The sequence below is a fragment of the Acidocella sp. MX-AZ03 genome, from assembly GCF_027626035.1.
GTDB lineage: Bacteria > Pseudomonadota > Alphaproteobacteria > Acetobacterales > Acetobacteraceae > Acidocella > Acidocella facilis.
The window spans coordinates 394,511-418,621 of sequence record NZ_CP110774.1 but is presented as its reverse complement, the minus strand read 5'-3'; the positions used below and the strand labels follow the sequence as shown (position 1 = coordinate 418,621).

The window sequence follows — 24,111 nt, the reverse complement described above, 5'->3', positions numbered from 1 at the left end:
GATGAGCCTGATGACAAGCTTGGCCGAAGGCCAAGACGCGCCGGATTTCACCCTGCCCGCCACCAATGGCCGAACTGTTTCGCGCGATGGGCTGAAGGGCCAGCCCTTCCTGCTCTATTTCTACCCCCGCGCCGACACGCCCGGCTGCACCAAGGAGGCCTGCGCCTTCCAGAGCGGGCTGCCGGATTTCTCCAGGCTCGGCGTGACCATCATCGGAATCTCCAAGGACAGCATGAAGGCGCTGGAGAAATTCGCCGCCAAATATAAGCTGGAATTCCCCCTCGCCTCGGACCCGGAGGGCAGCGTGATCGAGGCCTATGGCGCCTGGCAGGAGAAATCCATGTACGGCAAAACCTATATGGGCATCGAACGCTCGACCGTGCTGGTCGATTCGGCGGGCAAAATCGCCAGGATCTGGCCGAAGGTGAAGGTGGACGGGCATGCCGAGGCTGTTCTGGCGGCGGTGCAGGCGCTGAAATGACCAAAAATAGTAAATTTCCGCGTATCGAACGCGGAAATTTACCATTCATTCAATCTCGCAACCCATCCTGATTTCGCAACAAACAAGGTTGTGGAATGATGGTAGCGACAACGCAGATTCGCCAGCCGCCTGAGCTGCGGGACAGCGCCTCGGCACGGCTGGATCCCGCGCCACGATTCTGGCGCAATATGGCTTGAGCGACGACACGCCCGATCCGGCGTTTGACGAGCTGGCCTGCCTGGCCGGCTATATCGGTGAGTGCGCGGCGGCGCTGATCTGTTTCTTCACCGCCGAGGATCAATGGATCAAAGGGCGCTGGGCGCGGCGCGGCGCGGGGTGCCGGTTGCAGCCCCCCGCCACCCCGCTCTACGATATTTCGCTGCACCAGCCAGGCGAAATCCTGACCGGCTTAGCGGTGGACGGGGCCGCGCAGCTGTTCGCGCCGATGAAGCTGAAATTGCAGGCGGCGCTGCCGCTTTGCGCCCCGGATGGCGAGGTGCTGGGGGCCATCCTGCTGGCGGACCGGCAGCCGTTGAAGCTGCCCCCCGGCAAAGCCGGGCGCTGAAGCTGCTGGCCGCGCAAATCGTCGAGCAGCTGGAGCTGCGCCGCACCTTGCTGGGGCTGTCGCAGGCCAATGGCTGGCTGGCGCAGCAGGCGGTCACGGATTTTCTCACCGCCACCCCAACCGCCGCGCGCTGGATAAGCGCCTGGACATGGAAATCGCCCGCGCCGGGCGCACCGGGGATCCGCTTTGCCTGCTGCTGTTGGATATCGACCATTTCAAGGCGGTGAATGATGAGTTCGGCCACCAGGCCGGGGATACCACCTTGCAGGAGGTGGCGCGCATCTTGCAAGCCGGGCTGCGGCCTTATGATTTCCTGGCCCGCTATGGCGGGGAGGAATTCGCGGTGCTGCTGCCCGCGACCAATCTGGCGGATGCGCTGGTGGTGGCCGAGCGGCTGCGCGCCACCATCGCCGGTACCGGCTTCACCTATGGCCGGCTGACCATCTCCCTCGGCGTCTCCCGGCTGGACCCCGCCTCCGGCGCCCAGGCCTTGATGATGGCCGCGGATAACGGGCTCTACCGCGCCAAGGCGGCGGGGCGAAACCGGGTGCTGGTCGGCAAGCTCAACCCGGACGACCCGTCAGGCTCGGCCCGGTTGTAGAGCAACATCCGATCAAACGGACTCGTTTGATCGGATAAAGTTGATCGCTCGCACAAAAAGCTAGAGCGTATTCCCTGCACCAACGGGAATGGAATACGCTCTAGCCGCCTCAGCGCTGGGTTTTGGCACAGTAGAAGGTAGAGCGGCCGGATTGGGTGATCTGGCTGATGCCGCCGCAGGCCGGCAGGCCGGGGCAGTGTTCGCAGGGCTCGCCGGCACGGCCATAGACCTTCCAGCCATGCTGGAAATAGCCAAGCTCGCCGCTCGGCTGCACATAATCGCGCAAGGATGAGCCGCCGGCGGCAATCGCCTCAATCAGCGTCGCCCGCACCTGCTCGGCCAGCTTGTCCATACGCGGCCGGGAAATCTTGCCCGCCGCGCGGGTGGGGGAGATGCCGGCGCGGAACAAAGCCTCGCTGGCGTAGATATTGCCGATGCCCGCCACCACTTTCTGGTCCAGCAGAAACGCCTTGATCGGCGCGCTGCGGCCCTTGGCCAGCCCGGCCATGTAGGCCCGGAGAATTCATTGCCCAGCGGCTCCGGCCCCATTCCGGCCAGCAGCCTGTGGCTGTCCTCATCCGCTGTGCGCACCAGATCCAGCGCCCCGAAGCGGCGCGGATCGACAAAGCCGACGCGCCCGCCCGCTTCCGTCTCGATGGTCAGATGCTCATGCAGCGCCTCCTGCCTGTCCAGCAGCATCCGGCCGGACATGCCGAGATGGATCAGCACCGACCAGCCATTATCGAGGCGCATCAGCATGAACTTGCCCCGCCGCCGGAAGCCCAGCACCAGCGCCCCGGTGAGCAGGCGCGGCAGCTCTGGCGGCACCGGCCAGCGTATATCGGCGCGGCGCAGAATGGCGTGGGAAATGCGCCGTCCGGTCAGATGACCGTCCAGACCGCGCATCACGGTTTCGACCTCGGGGAGTTCCGGCATGGCAAAACGAGGCTATATAGGCGCTCATGACCCAGAACAATGCCGACGACATCGCCGATTTCGGTTTCCGCTCCGTCCCGCGCGAGGAGAAGAGCACGCTGGTGCGTGAAGTGTTCGATTCCGTGGCGGGCAAATACGACATCATGAATGATCTGATGTCGCTTGGCATCCACCGGCTCTGGAAGCGCGAATTCCTCACCGCCCTGGACCCGCGCCCCTATCACAAGCTGCTGGACCTGGCGGCGGGCACCGGGGACATCACCTTTGGCTGGCTCAAGCGCGGCGGCGGGCCGGTGGTGATGTCGGACATCAACGAATCGATGCTCAATGTCGGGCGTGACCGCGCCACCGCCAACGGCCATCTGGCCGATATCGAATTCCTGGTGACCGATGCCGAGGCGATCAAGCTGCCGGATTCGAGCTTTGACCGAATCTCCATGGCCTTTGGCCTGCGCAACTGCACCAACAAGGACAAGGTGATCGCCGAGGCGCAGCGCCTGCTGCGGCCGGGCGGGCGCTTCATGGTGCTGGAATTCTCCCAGCTGCAGATCGCCGGGCTGGAGAAGCTCTATGATGCCTGGTCCTTCCAGGCGCTGCCGAAAATCGGCGGCATCATCGCCAAGGATAGTGCCAGCTACCAATATCTGGCCGAGAGCATCCGCATGTTCCCCAAGCAGGAGGAGCTGAAGCGCATGTTCGAGGCGGCGGGGTTTGAGCGCGTCACCTACCGCAACCTCTCGGGCGGCATCGCCGCCATCCATGCTGGCTGGAAGCTGTGAAACGCATCCTGCTCATCGTCTCAGGCGGGATTGCCGCCTATAAGACGCTGGAGCTGGTGCGGCTGGCCAGCAAGGCCGGGCTGGGGGTGACGGCGGTGCTGACCAAGGCGGGGGCTGAGTTTGTCACCCCGCTTTCCTTGCAGGCGCTGACCGGCGAGAAGATTTATCAGGATCTGTTTTCGCTGACCGATGACAGCGAGATGGGCCATATCGAGCTCTCCCGCGCCGCCGATCTGGTGGTGGTGGCCCCGGCCAGTGCGGATATCCTCGCCAAAATGACCGCCGGGCTGGCGGATGATCTGGCCAGCACGCTGCTGCTCGCCACGGATAAGCGCGTGCTCGTCGCCCCGGCGATGAATGTGCGCATGTGGCAGCACCCGGCCACCGAAACCAACATCGCGACGCTGAAAGCGCGCGGCGTGCTGGTGGTGGCGCCCGATGAGGGTCCGATGGCCTGCGGCGAATACGGTCCCGGCCGGCTGGCCGAGCCGCCGGTGATCCTCGCTGGCATTCTGGCGGCGCTGCAGGACGGCCCGTTGAAGGGCAAGCACGCCATCGTCACCTCCGGCCCGACCCATGAGCCGATCGACCCGGTGCGCTATATCGCCAACCGCTCCTCCGGCAAGCAGGGCCATGCCATTGCCCAGGCGCTGGTGGCGTTGGGGGCGCGGGTGACGCTGATCTCCGGCCCGGTGGCGCTGCCGGACCCGTTCGGGGTGGAGCTGGTGAAGGTGGAAACCGCCCGGCAGATGCAGGCGGCTGTGCAGGCTGCTTTGCCGGCGGATATCGCCGTGTGCGCGGCCGCCGTCGGCGATTGGCGGCCGCAGACCGAGGCGGAGCAAAAACTGAAAAAGGACGGCTCGGGTGCCACCGCGCTGAGCCTCACCGAAAACCCGGATATTCTCGCCGGGCTGTCCGCCCCCTCGCCCACCCGCCCGAAGCTCGTCATCGGCTTCGCGGCGGAGACGGAGAGGCTGGCCGAACATGCCGCCGCCAAGCGCGCCCGCAAGGGCTGCGACTGGCTGGTGGCGAATAATGTCGGCGGCACCGGCATCATGGGCGGGGACGAGAACGAGGTGCTGCTGCTGACCGCAGACGGCGCAGAGCCCTGGGCCAGGATGAACAAACAGGCGGTCGCTGAAAAACTCGCCGCGAAGATTGGAGCCCATTTCGAATGAATGAAGTGACCGTGAGCATCAAGCGCCTCGCCCATGGCGAGGGGCTGGAACTGCCCGCCTATGCCACCAAGGGGGCGGCGGGCATGGATCTGCAGGCGGCGGTGAGCGCGCCGGTGAGCATTCCGCCGGGCGGGCGCGCTTTGATCCCCACCGGCTTCAGCATCGCTTTGCCGCCCGGCTATGAGCTGCAGATCCGCCCGCGCTCCGGCCTGGCTTTGAAGAACGGCATCACCTTGCCGAACAGCCCCGGCACCATCGATGAGGATTATCGCGGTGAGGTCGGTGTCATCGTGCTGAACATGGGCGATGCGGCCTTTGAGGTGACGCGCGGCATGCGCATCGCCCAGGCGGTGCTGGCGCCGGTGGTGCGCGTGGCGTGGGCGGAAGTGGCGGAGCTGGACGAAACCGCCCGCGGCGCTGGCGGCTTCGGCTCCACAGGAACCAAATAACCCCAAGATAAAGTTGCAAAAAATTTTTGGGGCTCGACCCTCTTTTGCAAAAAAGGGTCGAAAACACGTGGGGATGTTTTTGAAAAAACACCCCCACACCCCCAAAAACTTTTGCTCTTGTGGGGCCTGCGGCTTGTCACCAAAGCGCAATGCTTTCCATAGGTGACAAAGTGCCGCCGCATGGCTAAGGGGGCTTAACTCCTCTTAAACCGAAGCCAGGCGGCCCGATGAAGAATTACACCCCTCCTGCCCTGGCTGGGCATCGCATGCCGAACCGCTTCGACGGCGCGGCCATGCTGATGGTCATGGGGCTGCTGATCGCGCTGGTCGAGGTCGGGCGCAGCACCATCGCCACCCCGATCGCGCAGATCCAGAACACGCCGATCCATCTCGACCCGGCCTGGCTGCCTTATTACGCGCTGCGCTCCACCGCGCGCATGTTCGCGGCTCTGTTCTTCTCGCTGGTCTTCACCTTCACCTACGCCACGCTGGCGGCGAAATCCCGCCGCGCCGGCCAGGTGCTGATCCCGATCCTGGATATTCTGCAGTCCGTGCCGATCCTGGGCTTCCTCACCTTCACCACCGTGTTCTTCCTGCATCTCTTCCCCGGCCAGGTGATGGGGGCGGAGCTGGCCTCGGTGTTCGTGATCTTCACCAGCCAGGCCTGGAACATGGCCTTCAGCTTCTACCAGTCCCTGACCACCCTGCCGGCGGATCTGCAGGAAGCCTCGCGCTCCTTCCGCCTCTCCCCCTGGCAGCGTTTCTGGAAGCTGGACGTGCCGTTCGCCATGCCCGGGCTGGTCTGGAACACCATGCTGTCAATGTCCGGCGGCTGGTTCTTCGTCGTCGCGTCCGAGGCGGTGACGGTCGGCAACACCCAGTTCACCCTGCCCGGCATCGGCTCCTATGTGGCGGTGGCGCTGGCGAAGGAGGATCTGCACGCGATCATCTACGCCATCATCGCCATGCTGGTGGTGATTTTGCTGTATGACCAGCTGATCTTCCGCCCACTGGTGGCCTGGTCCGGCAAGTTCCGCTTCGAGACCACGGCCGCCGTCTCCGGCCCTGAGCCCTGGATGCTGAAGCTGCTGCGCCGCACTGCTTTGTTCCGGGCCATCGGCGAGGTGATCGGCGGGGCCTTCGGGCGGGTGTTCCGGCTGCGCCTCTCTCTGCGCCAGCCCGGCCAGGTGGATGAAACCAGCGAGCCTTCGCGCATCGTCGACGGCATCTGGTATCTGCTGATCGCCGCCATCGCGGTCTATGCCGCCTGGCAGATCGTCGCCTATGTCTCCGGCACGCTGCATTGGCGCGATCTCGGCACGGCGCTGCTGATGGGCATCTATACCGCCATCCGCGTCGCGGTGCTGATGGCGATCGCCTCGCTGGTCTGGGTGCCGATCGGCGTGTGGCTCGGGTTGCGGCCGAAGGCGACGCGCATCGCCCAGCCGGTGGCGCAGTTCCTCGCCGCCTTCCCGGCCAATCTGCTGTTCCCGCCCTTCGTGCTGTTCATCGTGATGTTCCATCTGAACGCTGATATCTGGCTCACACCTTTGATGCTGATCGGCACGCAATGGTATCTGCTGTTCAACGTCATCGCCGGTGCCGCCGCCTTTCCAGGAGACATGAAGGAGGCTGTGGCCAATTTCAACATTCACGGCCTGCTCTGGTGGCGCAAGGTGATGATCCCGGGCATCCTGCCTTATTACATCACCGGGGCGATCACCGCCTCCGGCGGCGCCTGGAATGCCTCCATCGTCGCCGAGGTGGCGAGCTGGGGCACCCACACCCTCACCGCCCATGGGCTGGGCGCCTATATCGCCCAGGCCACCAATAATGGCGACACGCCGCGCGTCGTGCTCGGCGTGGTGGTGATGTCCTGCTTCGTCATTCTCTTCAACCGCATCCTCTGGCGGCCGCTTTACGCGTACGCCGTCCGCCGCACCACGCTGGGGTAAACGCCATGGACCAGACCAACATCCCGCTCGTCTCCGTGCGCAATTGCCGGCAGGCCTACCATAAGGAGGCCAGCGCCGATCTGGTGGTGCTGGATAATGTCGATCTCACCCTGCATGAAGGCGAGATCGTGGCGCTGCTGGGCCGTTCCGGCTCGGGCAAATCGACGCTGCTGCGCATCGTCGCCGGACTGTTGAAGCCGACCTCCGGCGAGGTGAACTGGCGCGGCAAGCCGCTCACCGGCCCCGCCCCCGGTGTCGCCATGGTGTTCCAGAGCTTTGCTTTGTTCCCCTGGCTGACCGTGCAGGAAAATGTCGAGCTGGGGCTAGAAGCGCTGCGGGTGAAGAAGGATGACCGCGAGGAGCGCTCCGAAGAGGCGATCGATCTGATCGGGCTGGGCGGCTATGACGGCGCCTATCCGAAGGAGCTCTCGGGCGGCATGCGCCAGCGCGTCGGCCTGGCCCGCGCCCTGGTCGTGCATCCCGATCTGCTGCTGATGGATGAGCCCTTCTCGGCGCTGGACGTGCTGACCGCCGAGACGCTGCGCACCGACCTCATCGATCTCTGGATGGACGGCAAGCTGCCGGTGAAATCCATTTTGATCGTGACGCATAATATCGAGGAGGCGGTGCTGATGGCGGACCGCATCCTGGTGTTCTCCTCCAATCCGGGCCGCGTCGCGCATGAGCTGAAAGTGCCCTTCGCGCATCCGCGCAACCGCTTCGACCCCGCCTTCCGCGAGATGGTGGACGATATTTACGGCATCATGACCCGCCGCAAGGCGCCGGAAGTGCACACCGCCACCGCCGCCGCACCCAACCCGTTCGCGCATGTGCTGCATCCGGTGGGCACCAACCTCATCGCCGGTCTGCTGGAGACGCTGAAGAGCGAGCCTTATAATGGCCGCGCCGATCTTCCCGCCCTGGCCGCCGCCTTGCAGTTCGAGGTCGATGAGCTGCTGCCGCTGGGCGAGACGCTGAGCATGCTGGGTTTCGCGGAGCTGGAGGAAGGCGACATCATCATCACCGAAACCGGCCGGCGCTTCGCCGATGCGGAGACGGAGGACCGCAAGGAGATCTTCGCCGAGGCGCTGCGCACGCATGTGCCGCTGATCGGCGCGATCCGCGGGGTGATCGACCAGCGCTCCAACCACCGCGCCGCCGCGGTGCGCTTCCGCGACCAGCTGGAGGATCACATGTCTCCGGAATATGCGGAAGAGACGCTGCGCACGGTGATTTCCTGGGCCGTTACGCGGAAATCTTCGAATATGACGAAGAGGCGCAGCAATTCGGCCTTGAGGAAGAGGACGAAGAAGAAACCGAGGATTAAGAGCAAAAGTTTTTGGTACCGCTTTTTTCAAAAAGCGTCGAAAAACGTTTGGGGTTTTGGCAGCCTCGTTACCAACACCCAGAATTTTCGTGGCCCTTTTTGAAAAAAGGGCCACACCCCAAAAACTTTTTATTTTTGAATAAATTTCAGCAAATCTTCGTTGAAAGCCTCCGCCTGGATCTGCGCCAGCCCATGGCTGCCGCCGGCATAGATCTTCAGCTCCGCGCCTTTGACAAAATTCACGCTGCGCAGCGCGGAATTGCCGATCGGCACGATCTGGTCGTCATCGCCATGCGCGATCAGCGTCGGCACGTCGATCGCCTTCAGATCCTCGGTGAAATCCGTCTCGGAGAATTGCTTGATGCAATCGAGCAGCGCCTTGATCCCGCCCTGCATCCCCGCCAGCCAGAACGCCTCGCGCACGCCTTGCGAAACCTGCGCGCCCTCGCGGTTGGCGTTGTAGAACGGGATGGTCAGATCCTTGAAGAATTGTGAGCGGTCGCGGCGCACGCCGGCGCGGATGCCGTCGAACACCTCCATCGGCACCCCTCGGGATTGGCCGCGCCCTTCAGCATCACCGGCGGCACCGCGCCGAGCAGCACGGCCTTGGCCACCCGCTTGGTGCCATGCCGGCCGATATAGCGCGCCACCTCACCGCCGCCAGTGGAATGGCCGACATGGATGGCCTCCTGCAGATCCAGCGCCGCGGTCAGCGCCGCCAGGTCGTCGGCATAGGTGTCCATGTCATTGCCGGTCCAGGTCTGTTCGGAACGGCCATGGCCACGCCGGTCATGCGCGATCACGCGGTAGCCGCGCTCGCCCAGGAAATTCATCTGCGCATCCCAGGCATCGGCACTCAGCGGCCAGCCATGGCTGAACACCACCGGCTGCCCCTTGCCCCAATCCTTGTAGAAAATCTGCGTGCCATCTTTGGCGGTGATCATGCTCATTTAAGTATCTCCGTTTTATACGTCACGATTAAATCGTACACGACTATTTATCAGGCGCTATTTCACAAGTCAATCGTGCACGATATAATCGGCGAAGTTTTTTTGGAGATCCCGCCATGGACGGTGGACAACAAGGCCAACCGGGCTTCAGCGCCCGTCTCGATGATTTTCTCTGCTTCTCGATCTACGCGGCCGAGCATGCCTTCAGCCGCGCCTATAAGCCGCTTCTGGCCGAGATCGGCCTGACCTATCCGCAATATCTGGCGATGACGCTGTTATGGGGGGAGGACGACCAGACCGTCGGCCAGCTCAGCCAGCGCCTGTCGCTGGAATCCAGCACCCTCACCCCGCTCTTGAAGCGGCTGGAGGCGGATGGGCTGCTCTCACGCCATCGCGATACCAAGGATGAGCGCGTGGTGCGGGTGAAGCTGACCCCGGCCGGCGATAAGCTGCGGCAAAAAGCGCAAACCATCCCCGCCTGCATTTTGCAGGCGACGGGGATGAGTCTGGAGGAGCTGGGGGCCTTGCGCGAGCAGATCCTGGCGCTGACCAAGCGGCTGCAAACAGCCGCCGGCGGCGATTAGCGTTTGATCAAGGACCAGTAGACCGGCTTGCGCCCAGCGGCGATGGCCTTTTCCTTGTAGCGCGTATGCGGCCAGCCTTCGGGGTGGATATCCACCCGGCTGACCGTGAACAGCTCCTGCCCGGCCAGCACCTCGTCCGTCCAGCCCTGATAGGTCGGATCGTCGGAGGCGATGCGCCATTCCCCGCCCTGGCGCAGCGCCCGGGCAATTTCAAGCACCATGTCCGGATGCACGAAGCGGCGCTTGGCGTGGCGGGCCTTCGGCCAGGGGTCAGGGAACATCAGGAACAGCTTGGAAAGCGCGCCATCCTCGAAGCCGCGCAGCAGCGGGCGGGCATCCTCGGTATAGAGCCGCAGATTGGGCAGCGGGGTGGGATCGCCCGCCCCATCCGGGGCGATGCGCGAGAGCAGCGAGCAAATGCCGTTATCGAAGACTTCGGCGGCGATATAGCCGACCTCCGGATTGGCACAGGCCAGCTCATAAGCATGCTCGCCGCCGCCGAAACCGACTTCCAGCCAGATCTCGCGCGGGGTGATGGAAAAGGGCGCGGCGGGCCAGGCGGTTTGCGGCAGGAAATGCTCCAGCAGCCATTCCTGGCGGGGGCGCAGCTTCTTGCCGTGGGCGCGGCCATAGAGCCGGTCGGGTTGGGGTTTCAGGGCGGTCATGGTCAGGCTCTTTGCCTGCGCACGAGCGCCACGCCAAGCCCCGCCACCGCCATGCCCACCCAGGCCAAGGCCGGCATCGCCTCGCCCAGCAGCCCCCAGGCCATCAGCCCGGAGACCGGCGGCACCAGATAGAACAGGGCCGAAACCTGCGAGGCGGCACCAAAGCGCAGCATGGCGATATAGAGCGAGATCGCGATCAGCGAATTGCCGATGACCAGATAGGCCATGCTGGCGATGAAGGGCGTGGTGAGATGCAGGCTGAAATGCAGCAGCGCGAAAGGCAGCGTGGTGACCAGGCCGACCACATATTGCACGATATTCGCCGCCACCGGATGCATGCCGGTGGAAAAGCGCTTCTCATAGAGGGTGGCCGCCACCATGCCGAGCAGCGCGCCGATGGAGAAGATCACCCCCAGCGGCGAAATATGCCCGGTTTCGCCATAGCCGAGAATGGTGATGGCGGCGCCGCAGAAGCCCAGCCCCAGCCCGGCCCAGCCCTTGGCGCCGATGCGCTCGCGCACCAGCAAGGGGCGAGCACGCCGACCAGCAGCGGCTGCAGCGAGACCACCAGCGCCACCACCCCGGCCGAGGTGCCGCGCGCGAAGGCGGCGTAGCACATGCCGAAATAGATGGTCTGGATGCAGAACCCGACCACCGCCACATGCAGCAGGGCGATGCGCCGTTTGGGCAGCGCCGGGCGCAGCCAGAGCGCGACCGGCACCAGCACCGCCAGCGCCAGCGCATAACGCACCGCCAGGAAGGTGAAGGGGGCGGCGTACTGGATGCCGGTCTTGGAGACCGGAAACCCGGCCGACCACAGCATCAGGAACAGGAACGGTGCGGCGCGCAGCCAGCCCGGCGGGGCGTCTTCGGGTTCATGGAGCCTCAAAAAGCAAACGGCCCGGGGACAAGCCCCAGGCCAAAAGTCGCAAAAGTTTTTGGGGGTATGGGGGCTTTTTTCAAAAAGCCCCCATTCTTCCCTTAAACCCTTCCTTACCGCCCGAAGGCGCTCTTCAGCGCCGGCACCAGGTCGGTCTTCTCCCAGGTGAAGGTGCCCAGCTCGTCATCCGGGGTCCGGCCGAAATGGCCGAAGGCGGAGGTCGGCACATAGATCGGGCGGTTGAGCTGCAGATGCTCGCGGATGCCGCGCGGGGTCAGGTTGACCAGCTCGCGCAGGGTCTTCGCCACCTTGTCCTCGTCGACATCCTTGCCGGTGCCGTGCAGATCGACATAGAGCGACAGCGGCTGCGACACGCCGATGGCGTAGGAGAGCTGCAGCGTGCAGCGCTCAGCCAGGCCCGCGGCGACCACGTTCTTCGCCAGATAGCGCGAGACGTAAGCGGCGGAGCGGTCAACCTTCGTCGGGTCCTTGCCGGAGAAGGCGCCGCCGCCATGCGGGGCCGCGCCGCCATAGGTGTCGACGATGATCTTGCGCCCGGTCAGGCCGCAATCGCCATCCGGACCGCCGATCTCGAAGATGCCGGTCGGGTTGACGTAGAATTCCTTCTCCTCCGGCATCCAGCCCTCAGGCAGCGCGGCCTTGACGATCGGGCGGAGCATCTCCTTGACCATCTCCGGGCTGTAGCCCGGCTCATGCTGGATGGAGACAACCACGGAGGTGGCGCCCACCGGCTTGCCGTCCACATATTTCAGCGTCACCTGGCTCTTGGCATCCGGCAGCAGGCCCTTCACCTGGCTGTCGGCGGCGCGGCGCAGCTCGGAGATGCGGCGCAGGATCAGGTGGGAGTAATAGATCGGGGCCGGCATCAGCGCCTTGGTCTCGGAGCTGGCATAGCCGAACATGATGCCCTGGTCGCCCGCCCCCTCATCCTTGTTGCCGGCGGCATCCACGCCAACCGCGATATGCGCGGACTGGGCGTGCAGATGCACGGAGATCTCGGCATTCTTCCAGGAGAACCCCTCCTGGTCATAGCCGATATCATGCACCGCCAGGCGGGCGAGATGGGCCAGATATTCCTTGGTGATATTGTCCGGCCCGCGCACTTCGCCGGCCAGGATGATGCGGTTGGTGGTCACCAGCGTTTCGCAGGCCACGCGCGCGTAAGGGTCGGCCGCCAGATAGGCGTCAACGACGGTATCGGAAATCCGGTCGGCAACCTTGTCCGGATGACCCTCGGACACGGACTCAGAGGTGAACAGAAACTCTCCGCGATCGCGCATGTAAAACCCCCGTATGACTTGGTGTTGCAGACCGGTCAGTCGGCAACGGCGGGGTCCGGATGGCGCATCGGGCGGCTGGGGTCAATATGCCGTGCCGGCGCTGCCCTCGGCGCTTTTGCCGCATCGCGCCATCCGCCCGCACCGCATGTGCGCGGCGATTTCGCAAAACCCGGAAAAGCGGGCGGGATTTTTGAAAAACCCCGGCCGCCGGAGAAAATTCCGGCCTTTGGCTAAACTGTCTAAAGTTTCAAGAAATCCTTCATGCCATACAGCCCTGCCGGCTGCGCATGCACCCAGAGCGCCGCACGCACCGCGCCGGAGGCGAAGACCTTGCGGTCGAAGGCATGGTGGGTGAGGCTGATCTGCTCATCCCCGGCGGTGAAGCTCAGCGTGTGCGAGCCGATGATCTGGCCGCCGCGCAAGGTCGCGAAGCCGATCTCACCATCCTGGCGCGGGCCGGTATGGCCATCGCGGCCGGAGACGATGACATCCGCCAGCGCCACGCCGCGCCCGGCCGCCACCGCATGGCCGATGGCCAGGGCCGTGCCGGAGGGCGCATCCACCTTCTGGCGGTGATGCATCTCGAGGATCTCGGCGTCATACTGGCTGGCGGGCAGCGCATGGCCGAGCTTTTCCGCCAGCAGCAGCAGCAGATTGACGCCGGTGCAGAAATTCGCGGCGGCGATCACCGGGATCGTCTTCGCCGCCGCCGCGATCGCCGCCTCGTCCGCCTGATTGTAGCCGGTGGTGCCCAGCACCCAGGGGGTCTCGGTCTGCGCCAGGGCCTTGGCGTGGTCCTGCACCGTGCTGGCATGGGTGAAATCGATCACCACGTCCGACTCCCGCGCCAGCGCGGTGATGTCGGCGAAATGCGAGGCGCCCGGCGGGGCCATGCCGGAGCGGCTGGTGCCACCGGAGAGGGTGGCGGCGGCAGCGGCCTCCTGCGCCAGATAGATCCCCATGCGGCCGGAAATACCGGCGATGCCAATGCGTATGCTCATGGCGTTTGCATAGCCGGTTCCCGCCCAAATAAAAATCGCGGGAAACACGCAGATTTGTTGCGCCCTAAGATTGTCGAATGCTGGCGGTTTCGGATAGAACAAACATTGTCGCTTAAATTCAGGCTTTTACGAATGACGCCGGGAGAGTTTCCAAGAATGGGTTCGAAGACGAGACCAATCCCGGCTAGCGCAGCATTCCTGGCCTTTTTTGGCCTCTCCGCCTGTGCCGTGCCGCCTGCCCAGCCGCCCGCCCCACCCCGGTGGCCGCCGCGCCGCAGCCTGTGCCCGACGCCACCGCCATCGTGCCGCCGGCCCCGAACCCGAACGCCTCGCCCTCCAACGCCGCCGGCTCCGCCGACGCGCTGGCCGCGATGGGCGATGCCTATTACACCGGCCATGGCGTGCCGCAGGATTACGCCACCGCCGCCAGCTGGTATGGCCGCGCCGCACCTCTGGGCAATGAGGATGCGCAATATCGCCTGGCGGTGATGTACCAGACTGGCACCGGCGTGGCTGCCGATGCCCAGGCCGCCGATTACTGGTTCGCCAAGGCCGCCAATCAGGGCAATCCCGATGCCGCGCTGGCACTCGGCAACGCCTATACCAACGGCACCGGCGTGCCCAAGGACGATGCCAAGGCCAGCGAATGGTTCGCCAAGGCCGCCGATGCCGGCAATGCCGAGGCGCAGAACAGCCTGGGCTATAATTACAATGCCGGGCTGGGCGTGAAGCAGGATTACACCAAGGCGGCGCAATATTTCACCGAAGCCGCGCAGCAGGGCAATGTGAAGGCGCAGTTCAATCTCGGCAATTACTACGCCCATGGCTATGGCGTGCCGCAGAGCGATGTTCTGGCCGCACAATGGTGGCAGAAAGCCGCCGAACGCAACAATGCCGACGCCCAGGACGCGCTCGGCAACGCCTATGCCTATGGCGCCGGGGTGCCGGCCAATCCCGGCAAGGCCGCCTATTGGTGGCAGCGCGCCGCCGCGCAAGGCAACAAGCAAGCCCAGTTCAGCCTGAGCCAGGCTCTCTCGACGGGGAGCGGAGTGAAACGCGATGCACAGAAATCTGCCTACTGGTTGCTGCTCGCCACGGCGCCCTAATTTGCTGCGCCTGGGCCTGGCCGCCGCTTCCTGCCTGATGCTTGGCGCCTGTGCGACGCCGCGGCAGACCAGCCAGTTCGCCCCAGGCAATGACACGCTCAACGTCGCCGATGCCGCCATCGCCGGCGGCAACCCGCAGATGGCGCTGAAAATCGCGCAATCCACCCTGGCGCAGAACCCGCACGATGAGCAGGCACTCTATCACGAGGGCGCGGCCTATTATGCGATGGATCGCTGCGAGGATTCCATCGCCGCTTACAGGCTGGCGCTGGGGCAGAACCCGCATTCCTCCGAAGCCCAGACCGGGATCGGACGCTGCCTGATCCGCCGCAACGCGCCGGAGGCGGAGCGCGCCTTCGCCGCCGCGGTGGCGGATGACCCGCAAAATGCCAACGCGCAGAGCGATCTCGGTGTGGCCCGGGCGCTGAGCGGCAATGCCGCCGGGGCGGTGGCGCCGTTGCAGCAGGCGCTGCTGCTCGCCCCGGGAACATCGCCACCGAGGTCAATCTCGGCATGGCGCTGGCGCTGTCCGGCAACAGCGCCGATGCGCTGCAATATCTGGGGCCGCTGGCGATCTCCGATAACGCCACCCGAAAATCCGCGCCGATTACGCGCTGGCTTTGGTCGGCAGCGGCCGCGCGGAGGAGGCGCGGCAGGTGCTGGCCAATGATCTCTCGCCGGATCAAGCGCGAAGCGCGGTTGCCGCCTATCAGCAATTGCTGAACGCCCCGACCGGCCAGGCCAGCCTGGCACCGGCCGACCAGACCGCCGCCCTGGCCCCCGCCGCGCCGCCGCAGATATCCCCGCAGACGGCGCCGGTGCCGCAGACCGTGGCGCTGCCCGTTCCCGCGCCAGCGCCGCGCCCGCTCCGCCCCGCCGCGCCGAACCCGCCGGCGACGATCATCGCCCAGGCGCCCAGCGCCTCAATCACCCACGCGCCCAGCGCCTCAATCGCCCAGGCGCCCAGCGCCACCATCAACCAGGCGCCCGCCGCCGCGCCGGAAACACCGGTCATCACCCCGGCCGTCGCCCGCTTCCCGGCCGGCAGCCTGCCCTGGGCCCGGCCGGCCGCGACCGAGGTGGCGGAGCCGGTGGCACCCCCCGCCGCCCCGGCCAAGCCGAAAACCGTGCATAAGCCGGAGCATCATCGTCAGCAGGTGGCGCATCGGGTGACGCACCGTGCCGCGCCGCGTGCCAGACCACATGCCAGGCCAGAAAAGCACGCCCCTGCCCCGGTGATGTCGTCCAGCGGCGCGATGCCAGAACTCGCACCCGGCACCGAGATTTTGCGGTAAAGCAATCTTCGCCTGATCTGCACTGGAAGGTTCAAATCAGGCATTTGAAATTGCCCGCAAGGAAAAAACTGCAGGTATAAGTGGGGGGCGATGGCGCCTTCGCCGTCGCCCCCATGTCTCGCCGCGATCCTGATCCAGGCGAGGCGGCGCCAAACGCCTTGGCTTACATGCCGCCCGGATAATTCGGCCCGCCCGCGCCTTCCGGCACCACCCAGTTGATATTCTGGGTCGGGTCCTTGATGTCGCAGGTTTTGCAATGCACGCAGTTCTGCGCGTTGATCTGCAGCTGCGGCGCATTCGCCTCCACGCCGACGATCTCATACACCCCCGCCGGGCAATAACGCGTCTCCGGGCTGGCATATTCATTGTAATTGACGCTGATCGCCTTCGCCGGATCCAGCAGGGTCAGATGCGCCGGCTGGTTTTCCTCATGATTGGTGTTGGAGAGAAACACCGAGGAAAGACGATCGAAGGTCAGCTTGCCATCGGGCTTGGGGTAGTCGATCGGCGTGCAATCCTTGGCCTTTTTCAGCTGGCTGTAATCGGCATGGTTCTTCAGCGTCCAGGGCGCCTTGCCCTTGAACACATAGGTTTCCAGCGCCGCATTGATCAGCCCGCCATACAGCCCGAACTTGGCGAAACCCGGGCGGATATTGCGCACCTGGTGCAGCTCCGGCCAGACCCAGCTCGCCTCCAGCTTCTGCGGGTAGGCGCTCAGCGTATCCGGCTTGTCCGCCGCGAAGGCTTCCACGATCGCTTCCGCCGCGACCATGCCGGATTTCATCGCCGTATGCGTTCCCTTGATCTTCGGCACATTCAGCGTCCCCGCCGCACAGCCGATCATCACCCCGCCGGGGAACGCCAGCTTCGGCAGCGACTGGAAGCCGCCTTCATTGATCGCGCGCGCGCCATAGGAAATCCGCTTGGCGCCTTCAAAGGTCGGCGCGATCGCCGGATGTGTCTTGAAGCGCTGGAATTCCTGGAAGGGCGAGAGATAGGGATTCTTGTAGTCCAGCCCAATGACAAACCCGACCGCGACCAGATTCTCACCAAAATGATAGAGGAAGGAGCCGCCATAGGTGGCATTGTCCAGCGGCCAGCCGATGGAATGCCGGGTCAGGCCCTTGCGGAATTTTTCCGGCTTCACCTCCCACAATTCCTTGATCCCCAGCCCGTAGGTCTGCGGGTCCACGCCCTCGCGAAGATTGAAGCTTTTCTCAAGCTGTTTGCTCAGCGAGCCGCGGCAGCCCTCGGCGAAAACCGTGTAGGTGGCGCGCAGCTCCATGCCGCGGGCATAATTGTCAGTCGGCTCACCATCCTTGCCGATGCCCATATCCCCAGTGGCGACACCGACGACGCGGCCATTCTCGATCAGCGTCTCGGCGGCGGCGAAACCGGGATAGATTTCCACCCCCAGCTCCTCGGCCTGCTGCCCCAGCCAGCGCACCACATTGCCGAGCGAGACGATGTAATTGCCCTCATTATGCATCTGCGGCGGGGTCGGCAGCTTGCGCGCCCGTCGGGGGTCAGCATCAGGAATTCATCCGCGCTCACCGGCGTCGCCAGCGGGATCAGCCCGGGATCGACATCCGGGATCAGCTCCTTCAGCGCACGCGGCTCCAGCACCGCGCCGGAGAGGATATGCGCGCCGATCTCGGAGCCCTTCTCGACGACGCAGACGGACATCTCGGGGTTGAGCTGTTTCAGCCGGATCGCGCAGGACAGACCGCCAGGGCCAGCCCCACGACCACCACATCGAATTCCATAGCCTCACGCGGCAGCGCCTCGTCCGACATGATCGCGTCCTTTTTTGTAAATCAGTTCCGCCCGTCTACTGAAAAATCTACCGGCGAGTAAAGGGGCAGACAAGGGTGGCGGGCCAGGCGTCCCCAAGATAATGAATTGGACATGGAGTTGCTTGAGGCGCTGAGGCTGCAATGGGAGTGGGGGGCGGATGAGGCGTTGCTGGACGCCCCGCAGATCCGCGCCCACGCCCCGCGCCCGCCGCCGCGCCCGCCGCCGCGCCCGCCCCCTGCCCCAGCGCCGGGCGCCGCGCCCCGCCACCACCGCCCCGCTGCTGGCCGGGCCGGAGGATGCCGCGCGCCTCGCCGCCGGCTGCGACAGCCTGGAGGCGCTGGAAGCGGCGATGCGCGGCTTCGCCGGCTGCGCCCTGCGCGAGACCGCCACCCAGCTGGTCTTCGCCGATGGCGCGCCCGATGCCCGGCTGATCCTGATCGGCGAAGCTCCGGGGGCGGAGGAGGACCGTATCGGCCGCCCTTCGTCGGCGCCGCCGGGCAGCTGTTGGATAAGATGCTGGGCTCGATCGGGCTGGACCGCACCCAGGTGCGGATCATCAACGCCGTGCCCTGGCGGCCGCCGGGCAACCGCACCCCGACCGAATCGGAAATCGCGCTCTGCCTGCCCTTCCTGCACCGGCAAATCGCGCTGATCGGCCCGTCTCTGCTGTTCAGCCTGGGGGCGGTGGCGGCGAAAGCCATGCTCGGCCCCAGGCGCAGGGCGGAATCACCCGGCTTCGCGGCAAATGGCAGCAAGTGAGCATCGAGGGCCTGCCCGCGCCGCTGCGACTCCTGCCCAGCTATCACCCGGCCTATCTGCTGCGCACCCCCATCGCCAAACGCGCCGCCTGGCACGACCTTCTGAGCCTGCGAGACCAGCTTCAGACGCATAACTGATCCCCGTTTATTAACAAGCTGCTCTGGCAACGATCTCTGGAAAACCAATGGCGAGTATGGCAAAAATGTGGTGAAACGGTGGGGCTGCCTTAATTGAGCGGCCCGTCCTCGCGTTTAAGGCTTGCGTCACCCTTTCTTCATGTGTACCTCCCTCGCTCATGCGAGGAGCCATCAAAACGCTCTCCCGCCTGAACGTGACGCGCGCGGCGCTTGCTGGCGTGTCCGTTTTTGCTTTCACCTGTGCGTTGCATGCGCAGGCGTTCGCGAAGTCCTCTGATTTGGGACAAGGCCAGGGATCGACGACGCCCCCCACACAGCCGGCAGCCGGCACCAACGGGGAATCTGTAGCTTATGCCGTGCCGCGAAACACGCCTCCGGGCGGGGTCGAGGTGGCATTGCCGCAACCGCTTTCCCCAGCGATGTGGCTTTTTATCAACGCGCCCTCTCTCTGCAGAAGGCGGGGGATTTCGCCGCGTCCGACAAGATGCTGGCGCGTGTGGCCGATGACGGGCTGGTCGGCACGGTGCTGGCCATCCGCTATCTCAGCAGCAACTACATCACCAAGCCGGCCGAACTCACCGCCTGGTGGGCGAAATACAGCCACGGCCCGGACGCTCCGGCGATCTACGGGCTGATGCAGCATAAGCTGGCGCGCGCGGCGCTGCCGGCCGAACCGCATCTTTCCCTGCTGCCCGAGCAAACCCTCACCGCCGGCGCCGCCGCAAGGCCGGCTCTGGCCCCGGATGCGGCCAGCTGGCGCCGTGGCTTCGAGGCCGGGCTCTCCGCCTGGAAGGCCAACCATATCCAGGCCGCCGCCGATGATTTCCGCAAGAGCGCCGGCTTGTCCGGTATTTCGGACGATGACCGCGCCGCCAGCGCCTTCTGGGCCGCCCGCGCGGCGCTGCGCCTGCAGCAGCCGGACCAGTATCTGGACTGGCTGCACCAGGCGAGCTGGAGCGCCGACACGTTCTACGGCATGCTGGCCGGACGGCTGCTCGGCCAGGGCTTCGGCCCCACCGGCATCTCCGCGACGCTGACCGAAGCCGACGCCACCGCCGTCGATTCGCTGCCGGACGGGCATCTCGCCTTCGAGCTGCTGCAGCTCGGCCTCAACGACCAGGCCGAGACCGCCCTACGCGCCCTCTGGCCGCAGATGCAGGCCACGCCCGGCCTCAGCCGCTCCGTGATGGCCGTGGCGGCGCGGGCGGGCATGGTGGATGTCACCATCGCCATCGCCAGCACCATGCCGAGCCCGGTGGACGAGATCGCCGGCGCCCGGCTGCCGCTGCCCGCCATGCACCCGCAAGGCGGCTTCAGCGTCGATCCGGCGCTGATCTACGCCCTCGCCCGCACCGAATCCGGCTTTGACGCGCACGCCACCTCCCCGGTGGGGGCGCGCGGGCTGATGCAGCTGATGCCGCAGACCGCCGCCACCATGCGCGCCGCCGAAGGCGTGACCGGCTCGATCAACGATCCCTCCGCCAATCTGGCGCTGGGCCAGGCCTATCTGAAATATCTCGGCAGCCAGCCGGGGATTCAGGATAATCTGCTGGCCATCCTCGCCAGCTATAATGCCGGGCCGGGCGCGGCCTCGGCCTGGTACAGCGCGATCAAGGATGATTCTGATCCGCTGCTGTTCATCGAGACCATCCCGAACGACCAGACCCGCCGCTTCGTGCGGCAGGTGCTGGCCGATAGCTGGCTGTACTCGGAAGAGATCGGGCTGAAGCCGCGCAGCCTCAACGTGCTGGCGGAGGGTGATTTCCCGACGCTGCAGGATTTCAGCCCGGCCCCGCAAGCGGTGCAGACCGCCGACGCGCAATGAGCCGCATCGACGAAAGCCGGGCCTTCCTGCCGGTGCGCATCGCCATCGCCACGATTTCGGACACCCGCACCGCCGAAAACGACACTTCCGGCGACGCTCTGGCGGCACGGGTGACGGCGGCCGGCCACGAGCTGGCAGCCCGCGCCATCATCAAGGATGATGCCGGGCTGATCGAGACGGCGCTGCGCGGCTGGATCGCGGATCCGGCGGTGGATGTCGTCATCACCACCGGCGGCACCGGTGTCACCGGCCGGGATGTCACCCCGGAAGCCTTCGAGCGCGTGCTGGAGAAAAAGATCGAGGGCTTCGGCGAGCTGTTTCGCATGCTCTCCTACGCCAAGATCGGCACCTCCACGATGCAGTCCCGCGCCCTGGGCGGGGTGGCCAACGGCACCTACCTCTTCGCCCTGCCCGGCTCCACCGGGGCGGTGAAGGATGGCTGGGACGATATTCTGCGCTTCCAGCTGGATTCACGGCACCGCCCCTGCAATCTGGTCGAGCTGATGCCCCGGCTGAAGGAACATTTCAAAGCCTGACCCTGAAAGCCGCCTCGTGCGGCTTTGCTTTTCGCGATCGGTGCCCGGGCTTCAAGCCGCCTGCAATTGCAGCGCCAACATGTCCCGGTAGAGGCCAGGGCGGCTGGCCAGATCGTCCGGCGCGCCCTGATCCAGGATCACCCCCTCCTGCATCACCACAATCCGGTCGAAATCCCGCAAGGTGGAGAGCCTGTGCGCCACCGCGATGACGGTGCGCCCCTGCGCCAGCCGGGCCAGGGCCATCTGCACCGTCGCCTCGGATTCCGAATCCAGCGCCGAGGTCGCCTCATCCAGCAGCAGAATCGGGCTGTCGCGCAGAAAGGCGCGGGCGATGGCCAGGCGCTGGCGCTGGCCGCCGGAAAGCCGCAGGCCGCGCTCACCCACCATCGTCTCATAGCCATCGGGCAGCGCATCGATGAAATCCTCCGCATAGGCGGCGCGGGCGGCGGCGCGCACTTCCGCCACACTCGCCTCCGGCTTGCCGTAGCGGATATTCTCCAGCACCGAGCGATGGAACATCTGCACATCCTGCGAGACCACCGAAATCGCCCCGGCCAGGCTCAGCGTCTTCAAGGCGGCGACATTGCGGCCATCCACCAAAATTTCGCCGCTGGACGGGTCATATTGGCGCTGCAGCAGCGCCAGCAGGCTGGATTTGCCCGAGCCCGATTTGCCCACCAGCCCGACATGCTCGCCGGCCTTGATCTCCAGATCGATGCCGCGCAGCACCGGCGCCGCCTCGCCATAGCCGAAGCTGACATTGCGGAAACTCACCGCCCCGCGCGGTGCCTCCAGCTCGGCCGCACTGGTCGGCTCGGGCATGTCATGCGGGATCAGCAGCGCCCGCAGCGCCTCAGCCAGCCGCGCCCAATCCTGCACCATATCCACCAGCGCCACCGCGAGGTCGCGGGTGCCGTGCAGAACGGTAAAGCCCAGGCTGACCACCAGCACCACGTCACCGGCACTGGCCTGCCCCGCCTGCCAGCGCGCGATGACCCAATAGAGCAGCCCGGCGGTGAGCACCGCCGTGGTCAGCGCATGGGCGAGGCGGATTTTTTCCAGATAGCGCAGGCTGCGCTGGCGGGCACGCATCTCGCCGTCCACCTCACGCTCGAACTGCCGCGCCTCGCGCAGCGTGGCGCCAAAAGCCCGCACCACGCCAGCATTATTGATCACATCCACAATCTGGCCATCCACTGCGGCGGCGGCCTCGGCGTAATCGCTGTTGAGATGCCGGCCTTTCCAGGCCATGCGCCCCAGCACCGCGCCGAGGGACAGGGAAACTGCAATCAAGGCCAGCCCCATGGCGGGGACGACAAAGCCGATCATGATCACCGAGCCCAGCACCGCGATCAAAGGCGGCAGCACATTCCAGGTGATCACGCTCTCGATGCGAAACACCGCATTGCCGGTGGCGGAAATCCGCCCGGCCAACATGCCGGCACGCCGGCTGACAAAGAATCCGGTGGAATGGCCGAGCACGTGGTTGAACAGGAATTTTCTTAAATCTCCTGTGACATCCAAGAAAGTTTTTGCGGAGACCCAGCCGCCCAGGCGCCAGGAAAGATTATCCACCGCGATCAGCCCGGCCAGAGCCGCAAACGCGCCCCATACCGCCTGGGTCTGATGCCGCGCCATCACATCGACCAGATTTTTCACCGCATATTGCGAGGCCACGGAACAGCCGACACCGGCAAGGACCGAGGCCAGCACAACAAGATGCGCAAACGAGTGGCGCGAGACTGCGCGCAGCAGAAAGCGCCCTGGCTGCCGCTCCTTGGGCGTTAAAAAATCTTTAGGATTTTCCATCATCTGATTCATGGCTTCCGACATATGCCAGCAGATTGTGCCTTATTGATGACACATCAAGCTGGATTATGCGCTGCAGCATTTCTCCATTGCCGAAGAAAGGGCCGAAAGAATGCGTATTGCGCAGATTGCGCCTCTGCATGAGGCGGTGCCGCCGAAACTCTATGGTGGCACCGAGCGCGTTGTCTCCTTCCTCACGGAAGAGCTGGTTGCCATGGGCCATGACGTGACCCTGTTCGCCAGCGGCGATTCCTTCACCGATGCGAAGCTGGAAGCGGTATGGCCGCAGGCGCTGCGCCTGGACAAATCCTTGCGCGACCGGATGGCGCCGCAATTCCTGCTTTTGGAAAAAGTCTATGAGCGTGCAGCCGATTTCGACGTGCTGCATTTTCATATCGACTATATGCCGGCCTCCTTGTTCGCGCGGCAGACCACGCCGTTTGTAACGACTTTGCATGGAAGGCTGGATCTACCGGAATTGAAGCCGGTCTATGCTGGCCTGCCGGCGCAGAATCTGGTTTCAATCTCGGACTCCCAGGCAACACCGCTCAGGCAAGCAAATTTCATCGCCACCGTGCATCACGGCCTGCCGCTGAATTTGCTGAAACCGCTGGACCGGCCACGCGATTATGCCGCCTTCCTCGGCCGCATCTGCCCGGAGAAGCGCGCCGACCGCGCCATTCGCATCGCCCAGGCCGCCGGGATTCCGCTGAAGCTCGCCGCCAAGGTGGATGCCGTGGATGCCGATTACCACGCCGAGGTGATCGCCCGATGCTGGGCAAAGATGCCGAGCTGATCGGCGAGATTGGTGACCGCGATAAATCCGCCTTCCTCTCCGGCGCCAAGGCCTTGCTGATGCCGATCGACTGGCCGGAGCCGTTCGGGCTGGTGATGATCGAGGCGATGGCCTGCGGCACCCCGGTGATCGCTTACGGCCAAGGCTCGGTGCCGGAGATCATCGAACATGGCGTCACCGGCTTCATCGTTAATAACGAGGACGAGGCGGCGCAGGCGCTGAAGGCGGCCGATCAGCTCGACCGCGCGCGCATCCGCCGCCGCTTCGAAGCCCGCTTCTCCGCCCGCCGCATGGCGCAGGATTATGTGAATGTCTATGAAAATCTGATCCTCGCGCGCCGGCCGAAACTGCGTCTGGTGCAGTAACCGCAAAGAAGTGGGGGCTTTTTGAAAAAAGCCC

General features: G+C 65.1%; 23 protein-coding genes and 4 pseudogenes. 17 read left to right on the top strand and 10 right to left on the bottom strand.

Annotated elements, in window-relative coordinates; genetic code table 11:
* Position 1: 1 nt before the first annotated feature.
* From bcp to GT370_RS02365, 3 genes are all read left to right on the top strand, one after another.
* Positions 2-481: a thioredoxin-dependent thiol peroxidase gene (bcp, locus tag GT370_RS02375; protein ID WP_039885064.1), complete on the top strand. Its 480-nt coding sequence runs from the start codon at positions 2-4 to the stop codon at positions 479-481.
* A 193-nt stretch (positions 482-674) separates the two neighbouring features.
* The gene (locus GT370_RS02370) at positions 675-1,046 is read left to right on the top strand and encodes a hypothetical protein (protein WP_270183830.1); all 372 of its coding nucleotides are present in this window, start codon (positions 675-677) and stop codon (positions 1,044-1,046) included.
* A gap of 73 nt (positions 1,047-1,119) precedes the next feature.
* Entirely contained in the window at positions 1,120-1,647 is a 528-nt protein-coding gene (locus tag GT370_RS02365; protein ID WP_270184342.1) for a GGDEF domain-containing protein, read from the top strand.
* Positions 1,648-1,756: 109 nt separating this feature from the next.
* Here GT370_RS02365 and mutM read toward each other — a convergent pair.
* Positions 1,757-2,583 (bottom strand): annotated as a pseudogene (mutM, locus tag GT370_RS02360) (bifunctional DNA-formamidopyrimidine glycosylase/DNA-(apurinic or apyrimidinic site) lyase).
* 26 nt (positions 2,584-2,609) lie between these two features.
* Here mutM and ubiE point away from each other — a divergent pair.
* The 5 genes and pseudogenes from ubiE to GT370_RS02335 all read left to right on the top strand — a co-directional run bounded on the left by ubiE (position 2,610) and on the right by GT370_RS02335 (position 8,271).
* Positions 2,610-3,362, top strand: coding sequence for a bifunctional demethylmenaquinone methyltransferase/2-methoxy-6-polyprenyl-1,4-benzoquinol methylase UbiE (gene ubiE, locus GT370_RS02355; protein WP_008493419.1), 753 nt, complete (start codon positions 2,610-2,612; stop codon positions 3,360-3,362).
* Positions 3,359-4,540 carry a bifunctional phosphopantothenoylcysteine decarboxylase/phosphopantothenate--cysteine ligase CoaBC gene (coaBC, locus tag GT370_RS02350; protein WP_008493420.1) on the top strand — a complete coding sequence of 394 codons (1,182 nt, stop codon included), beginning with the start codon at positions 3,359-3,361 and terminating at the stop codon, positions 4,538-4,540. The genes ubiE and coaBC overlap by 4 nt, the downstream gene beginning before the upstream one ends.
* Positions 4,537-4,989 carry a dUTP diphosphatase gene (gene dut, locus GT370_RS02345; RefSeq protein WP_008493422.1) on the top strand — a complete coding sequence of 151 codons (453 nt, stop codon included), beginning with the start codon at positions 4,537-4,539 and terminating at the stop codon, positions 4,987-4,989. The genes coaBC and dut overlap by 4 nt, the downstream gene beginning before the upstream one ends.
* 227 nt (positions 4,990-5,216) lie before the next feature.
* Positions 5,217-6,944 carry an ABC transporter permease gene (locus GT370_RS02340; RefSeq protein ID WP_008493423.1) on the top strand — a complete coding sequence of 576 codons (1,728 nt, stop codon included), beginning with the start codon at positions 5,217-5,219 and terminating at the stop codon, positions 6,942-6,944.
* 5 nt (positions 6,945-6,949) lie between these two features.
* A pseudogene (locus tag GT370_RS02335) lies at positions 6,950-8,271 on the top strand (ABC transporter ATP-binding protein).
* Positions 8,272-8,400: 129 nt separating this feature from the next.
* On the opposite strand, the gene GT370_RS21150 reads toward GT370_RS02335, so the two are convergent.
* Positions 8,401-8,805, bottom strand: a complete 405-nt coding sequence (locus GT370_RS21150) for an alpha/beta fold hydrolase (protein ID WP_442865479.1) — start codon at positions 8,803-8,805, stop codon at positions 8,401-8,403.
* The gene (locus GT370_RS21145) at positions 8,745-9,221 is read right to left on the bottom strand and encodes an alpha/beta fold hydrolase (RefSeq protein ID WP_442865478.1); all 477 of its coding nucleotides are present in this window, start codon (positions 9,219-9,221) and stop codon (positions 8,745-8,747) included. Before GT370_RS21145 ends, GT370_RS21150 begins: the two co-directional genes overlap by 61 nt.
* A gap of 116 nt (positions 9,222-9,337) precedes the next feature.
* Between GT370_RS21145 and GT370_RS02325 the strand changes: the two genes are divergently transcribed.
* Positions 9,338-9,805 (top strand): MarR family winged helix-turn-helix transcriptional regulator, encoded by a 468-nt coding sequence (locus tag GT370_RS02325; RefSeq protein WP_008493426.1) that lies wholly within the window; start codon positions 9,338-9,340, stop codon positions 9,803-9,805.
* Here GT370_RS02325 and trmB read toward each other — a convergent pair.
* The 5 genes from trmB to dapB form a co-directional block, all read right to left on the bottom strand.
* Positions 9,802-10,470: a tRNA (guanine(46)-N(7))-methyltransferase TrmB gene (trmB, locus tag GT370_RS02320; RefSeq protein WP_008493427.1), complete on the bottom strand. Its 669-nt coding sequence runs from the start codon at positions 10,468-10,470 to the stop codon at positions 9,802-9,804. The genes GT370_RS02325 and trmB overlap by 4 nt on opposite strands.
* 2 nt (positions 10,471-10,472) lie before the next feature.
* Positions 10,473-10,991 carry a DMT family transporter gene (locus GT370_RS02315; protein ID WP_270184341.1) on the bottom strand — a complete coding sequence of 173 codons (519 nt, stop codon included), beginning with the start codon at positions 10,989-10,991 and terminating at the stop codon, positions 10,473-10,475.
* Positions 10,877-11,359 carry a DMT family transporter gene (locus tag GT370_RS02310; RefSeq protein ID WP_270183829.1) on the bottom strand — a complete coding sequence of 161 codons (483 nt, stop codon included), beginning with the start codon at positions 11,357-11,359 and terminating at the stop codon, positions 10,877-10,879. Before GT370_RS02310 ends, GT370_RS02315 begins: the two co-directional genes overlap by 115 nt.
* Before the next feature lie 104 nt (positions 11,360-11,463).
* Positions 11,464-12,651 (bottom strand): methionine adenosyltransferase, encoded by a 1,188-nt coding sequence (metK, locus tag GT370_RS02305; RefSeq protein WP_008493429.1) that lies wholly within the window; start codon positions 12,649-12,651, stop codon positions 11,464-11,466.
* A 239-nt stretch (positions 12,652-12,890) separates the two neighbouring features.
* A complete protein-coding gene (gene dapB, locus GT370_RS02300; protein ID WP_039884772.1) occupies positions 12,891-13,652 on the bottom strand; it encodes a 4-hydroxy-tetrahydrodipicolinate reductase in 762 nt (253 codons plus the stop codon).
* A gap of 281 nt (positions 13,653-13,933) precedes the next feature.
* Between dapB and GT370_RS02295 the strand changes: the two genes are divergently transcribed.
* Genes GT370_RS02295 through GT370_RS02285 form a run of 3 tightly spaced genes read left to right on the top strand, consistent with a single transcriptional unit; the run spans position 13,934 to position 16,053 of the window.
* Positions 13,934-14,758: a tetratricopeptide repeat protein gene (locus tag GT370_RS02295; protein ID WP_270183828.1), complete on the top strand. Its 825-nt coding sequence runs from the start codon at positions 13,934-13,936 to the stop codon at positions 14,756-14,758.
* Position 14,759: 1 nt separating this feature from the next.
* Positions 14,760-15,428, top strand: coding sequence for a tetratricopeptide repeat protein (locus tag GT370_RS02290; protein WP_270183827.1), 669 nt, complete (start codon positions 14,760-14,762; stop codon positions 15,426-15,428).
* The gene (locus GT370_RS02285; protein WP_270183826.1) at positions 15,415-16,053 is read left to right on the top strand and encodes a hypothetical protein; all 639 of its coding nucleotides are present in this window, start codon (positions 15,415-15,417) and stop codon (positions 16,051-16,053) included. The genes GT370_RS02290 and GT370_RS02285 overlap by 14 nt, the downstream gene beginning before the upstream one ends.
* Positions 16,054-16,216: 163 nt before the next feature.
* Here GT370_RS02285 and GT370_RS02280 read toward each other — a convergent pair.
* Positions 16,217-17,849: pseudogene (locus GT370_RS02280) on the bottom strand (electron transfer flavoprotein-ubiquinone oxidoreductase).
* Between the two features lie 112 nt (positions 17,850-17,961).
* Between GT370_RS02280 and GT370_RS02275 the strand changes: the two are divergent.
* The 4 genes from GT370_RS02275 (at position 17,962) to moaB (ending at position 21,107) form a co-directional block, all read left to right on the top strand.
* Positions 17,962-18,609 (top strand): uracil-DNA glycosylase, encoded by a 648-nt coding sequence (locus tag GT370_RS02275; protein ID WP_270183825.1) that lies wholly within the window; start codon positions 17,962-17,964, stop codon positions 18,607-18,609.
* Positions 18,606-18,746 carry a hypothetical protein gene (locus tag GT370_RS02270; RefSeq protein ID WP_270183824.1) on the top strand — a complete coding sequence of 47 codons (141 nt, stop codon included), beginning with the start codon at positions 18,606-18,608 and terminating at the stop codon, positions 18,744-18,746. Before GT370_RS02275 ends, GT370_RS02270 begins: the two co-directional genes overlap by 4 nt.
* Before the next feature lie 421 nt (positions 18,747-19,167).
* A complete protein-coding gene (locus GT370_RS02265) occupies positions 19,168-20,571 on the top strand; it encodes a lytic transglycosylase domain-containing protein (RefSeq protein WP_051060214.1) in 1,404 nt (467 codons plus the stop codon).
* On the top strand, positions 20,568-21,107 hold the full coding sequence (moaB, locus tag GT370_RS02260; RefSeq protein WP_008493437.1) for a molybdenum cofactor biosynthesis protein B: 540 nt from the start codon (positions 20,568-20,570) through the stop codon (positions 21,105-21,107). Before GT370_RS02265 ends, moaB begins: the two co-directional genes overlap by 4 nt.
* Before the next feature lie 51 nt (positions 21,108-21,158).
* Here moaB and GT370_RS02255 read toward each other — a convergent pair whose 3' ends face one another.
* A complete protein-coding gene (locus GT370_RS02255; protein ID WP_270183823.1) occupies positions 21,159-22,820 on the bottom strand; it encodes an ABC transporter ATP-binding protein in 1,662 nt (553 codons plus the stop codon).
* Positions 22,821-23,028: 208 nt separating this feature from the next.
* On the opposite strand from GT370_RS02255, the pseudogene GT370_RS02250 reads away from it, so the two are divergent.
* Positions 23,029-24,077: pseudogene (locus tag GT370_RS02250) on the top strand (glycosyltransferase family 4 protein).
* Positions 24,078-24,111: the final 34 nt, after the last annotated feature.

Excerpts from the sequence above, each read along its gene's own strand:
- metK (WP_008493429.1), bottom strand. The coding sequence starts at position 12,651 with ATGCGCGATCGCGGAGAGTTTCTGTTCACCTCTGAGTCCGTGTCCGAG.
- dut (WP_008493422.1), top strand. The coding sequence starts at position 4,537 with ATGAATGAAGTGACCGTGAGCATCAAGCGCCTCGCCCATGGCGAGGGG.
- bcp (WP_039885064.1), top strand. The coding sequence starts at position 2 with ATGAGCCTGATGACAAGCTTGGCCGAAGGCCAAGACGCGCCGGATTTC.
- GT370_RS02275 (WP_270183825.1), top strand. The coding sequence starts at position 17,962 with ATGGAGTTGCTTGAGGCGCTGAGGCTGCAATGGGAGTGGGGGGCGGAT.
- GT370_RS02340 (WP_008493423.1), top strand. The coding sequence starts at position 5,217 with ATGAAGAATTACACCCCTCCTGCCCTGGCTGGGCATCGCATGCCGAAC.
- ubiE (WP_008493419.1), top strand. The coding sequence starts at position 2,610 with ATGACCCAGAACAATGCCGACGACATCGCCGATTTCGGTTTCCGCTCC.
- dapB (WP_039884772.1), bottom strand. The coding sequence starts at position 13,652 with ATGAGCATACGCATTGGCATCGCCGGTATTTCCGGCCGCATGGGGATC.
- trmB (WP_008493427.1), bottom strand. The coding sequence starts at position 10,470 with ATGACCGCCCTGAAACCCCAACCCGACCGGCTCTATGGCCGCGCCCAC.
- moaB (WP_008493437.1), top strand. The coding sequence starts at position 20,568 with ATGAGCCGCATCGACGAAAGCCGGGCCTTCCTGCCGGTGCGCATCGCC.
- GT370_RS02325 (WP_008493426.1), top strand. The coding sequence starts at position 9,338 with ATGGACGGTGGACAACAAGGCCAACCGGGCTTCAGCGCCCGTCTCGAT.
- GT370_RS21145 (WP_442865478.1), bottom strand. The coding sequence starts at position 9,221 with ATGAGCATGATCACCGCCAAAGATGGCACGCAGATTTTCTACAAGGAT.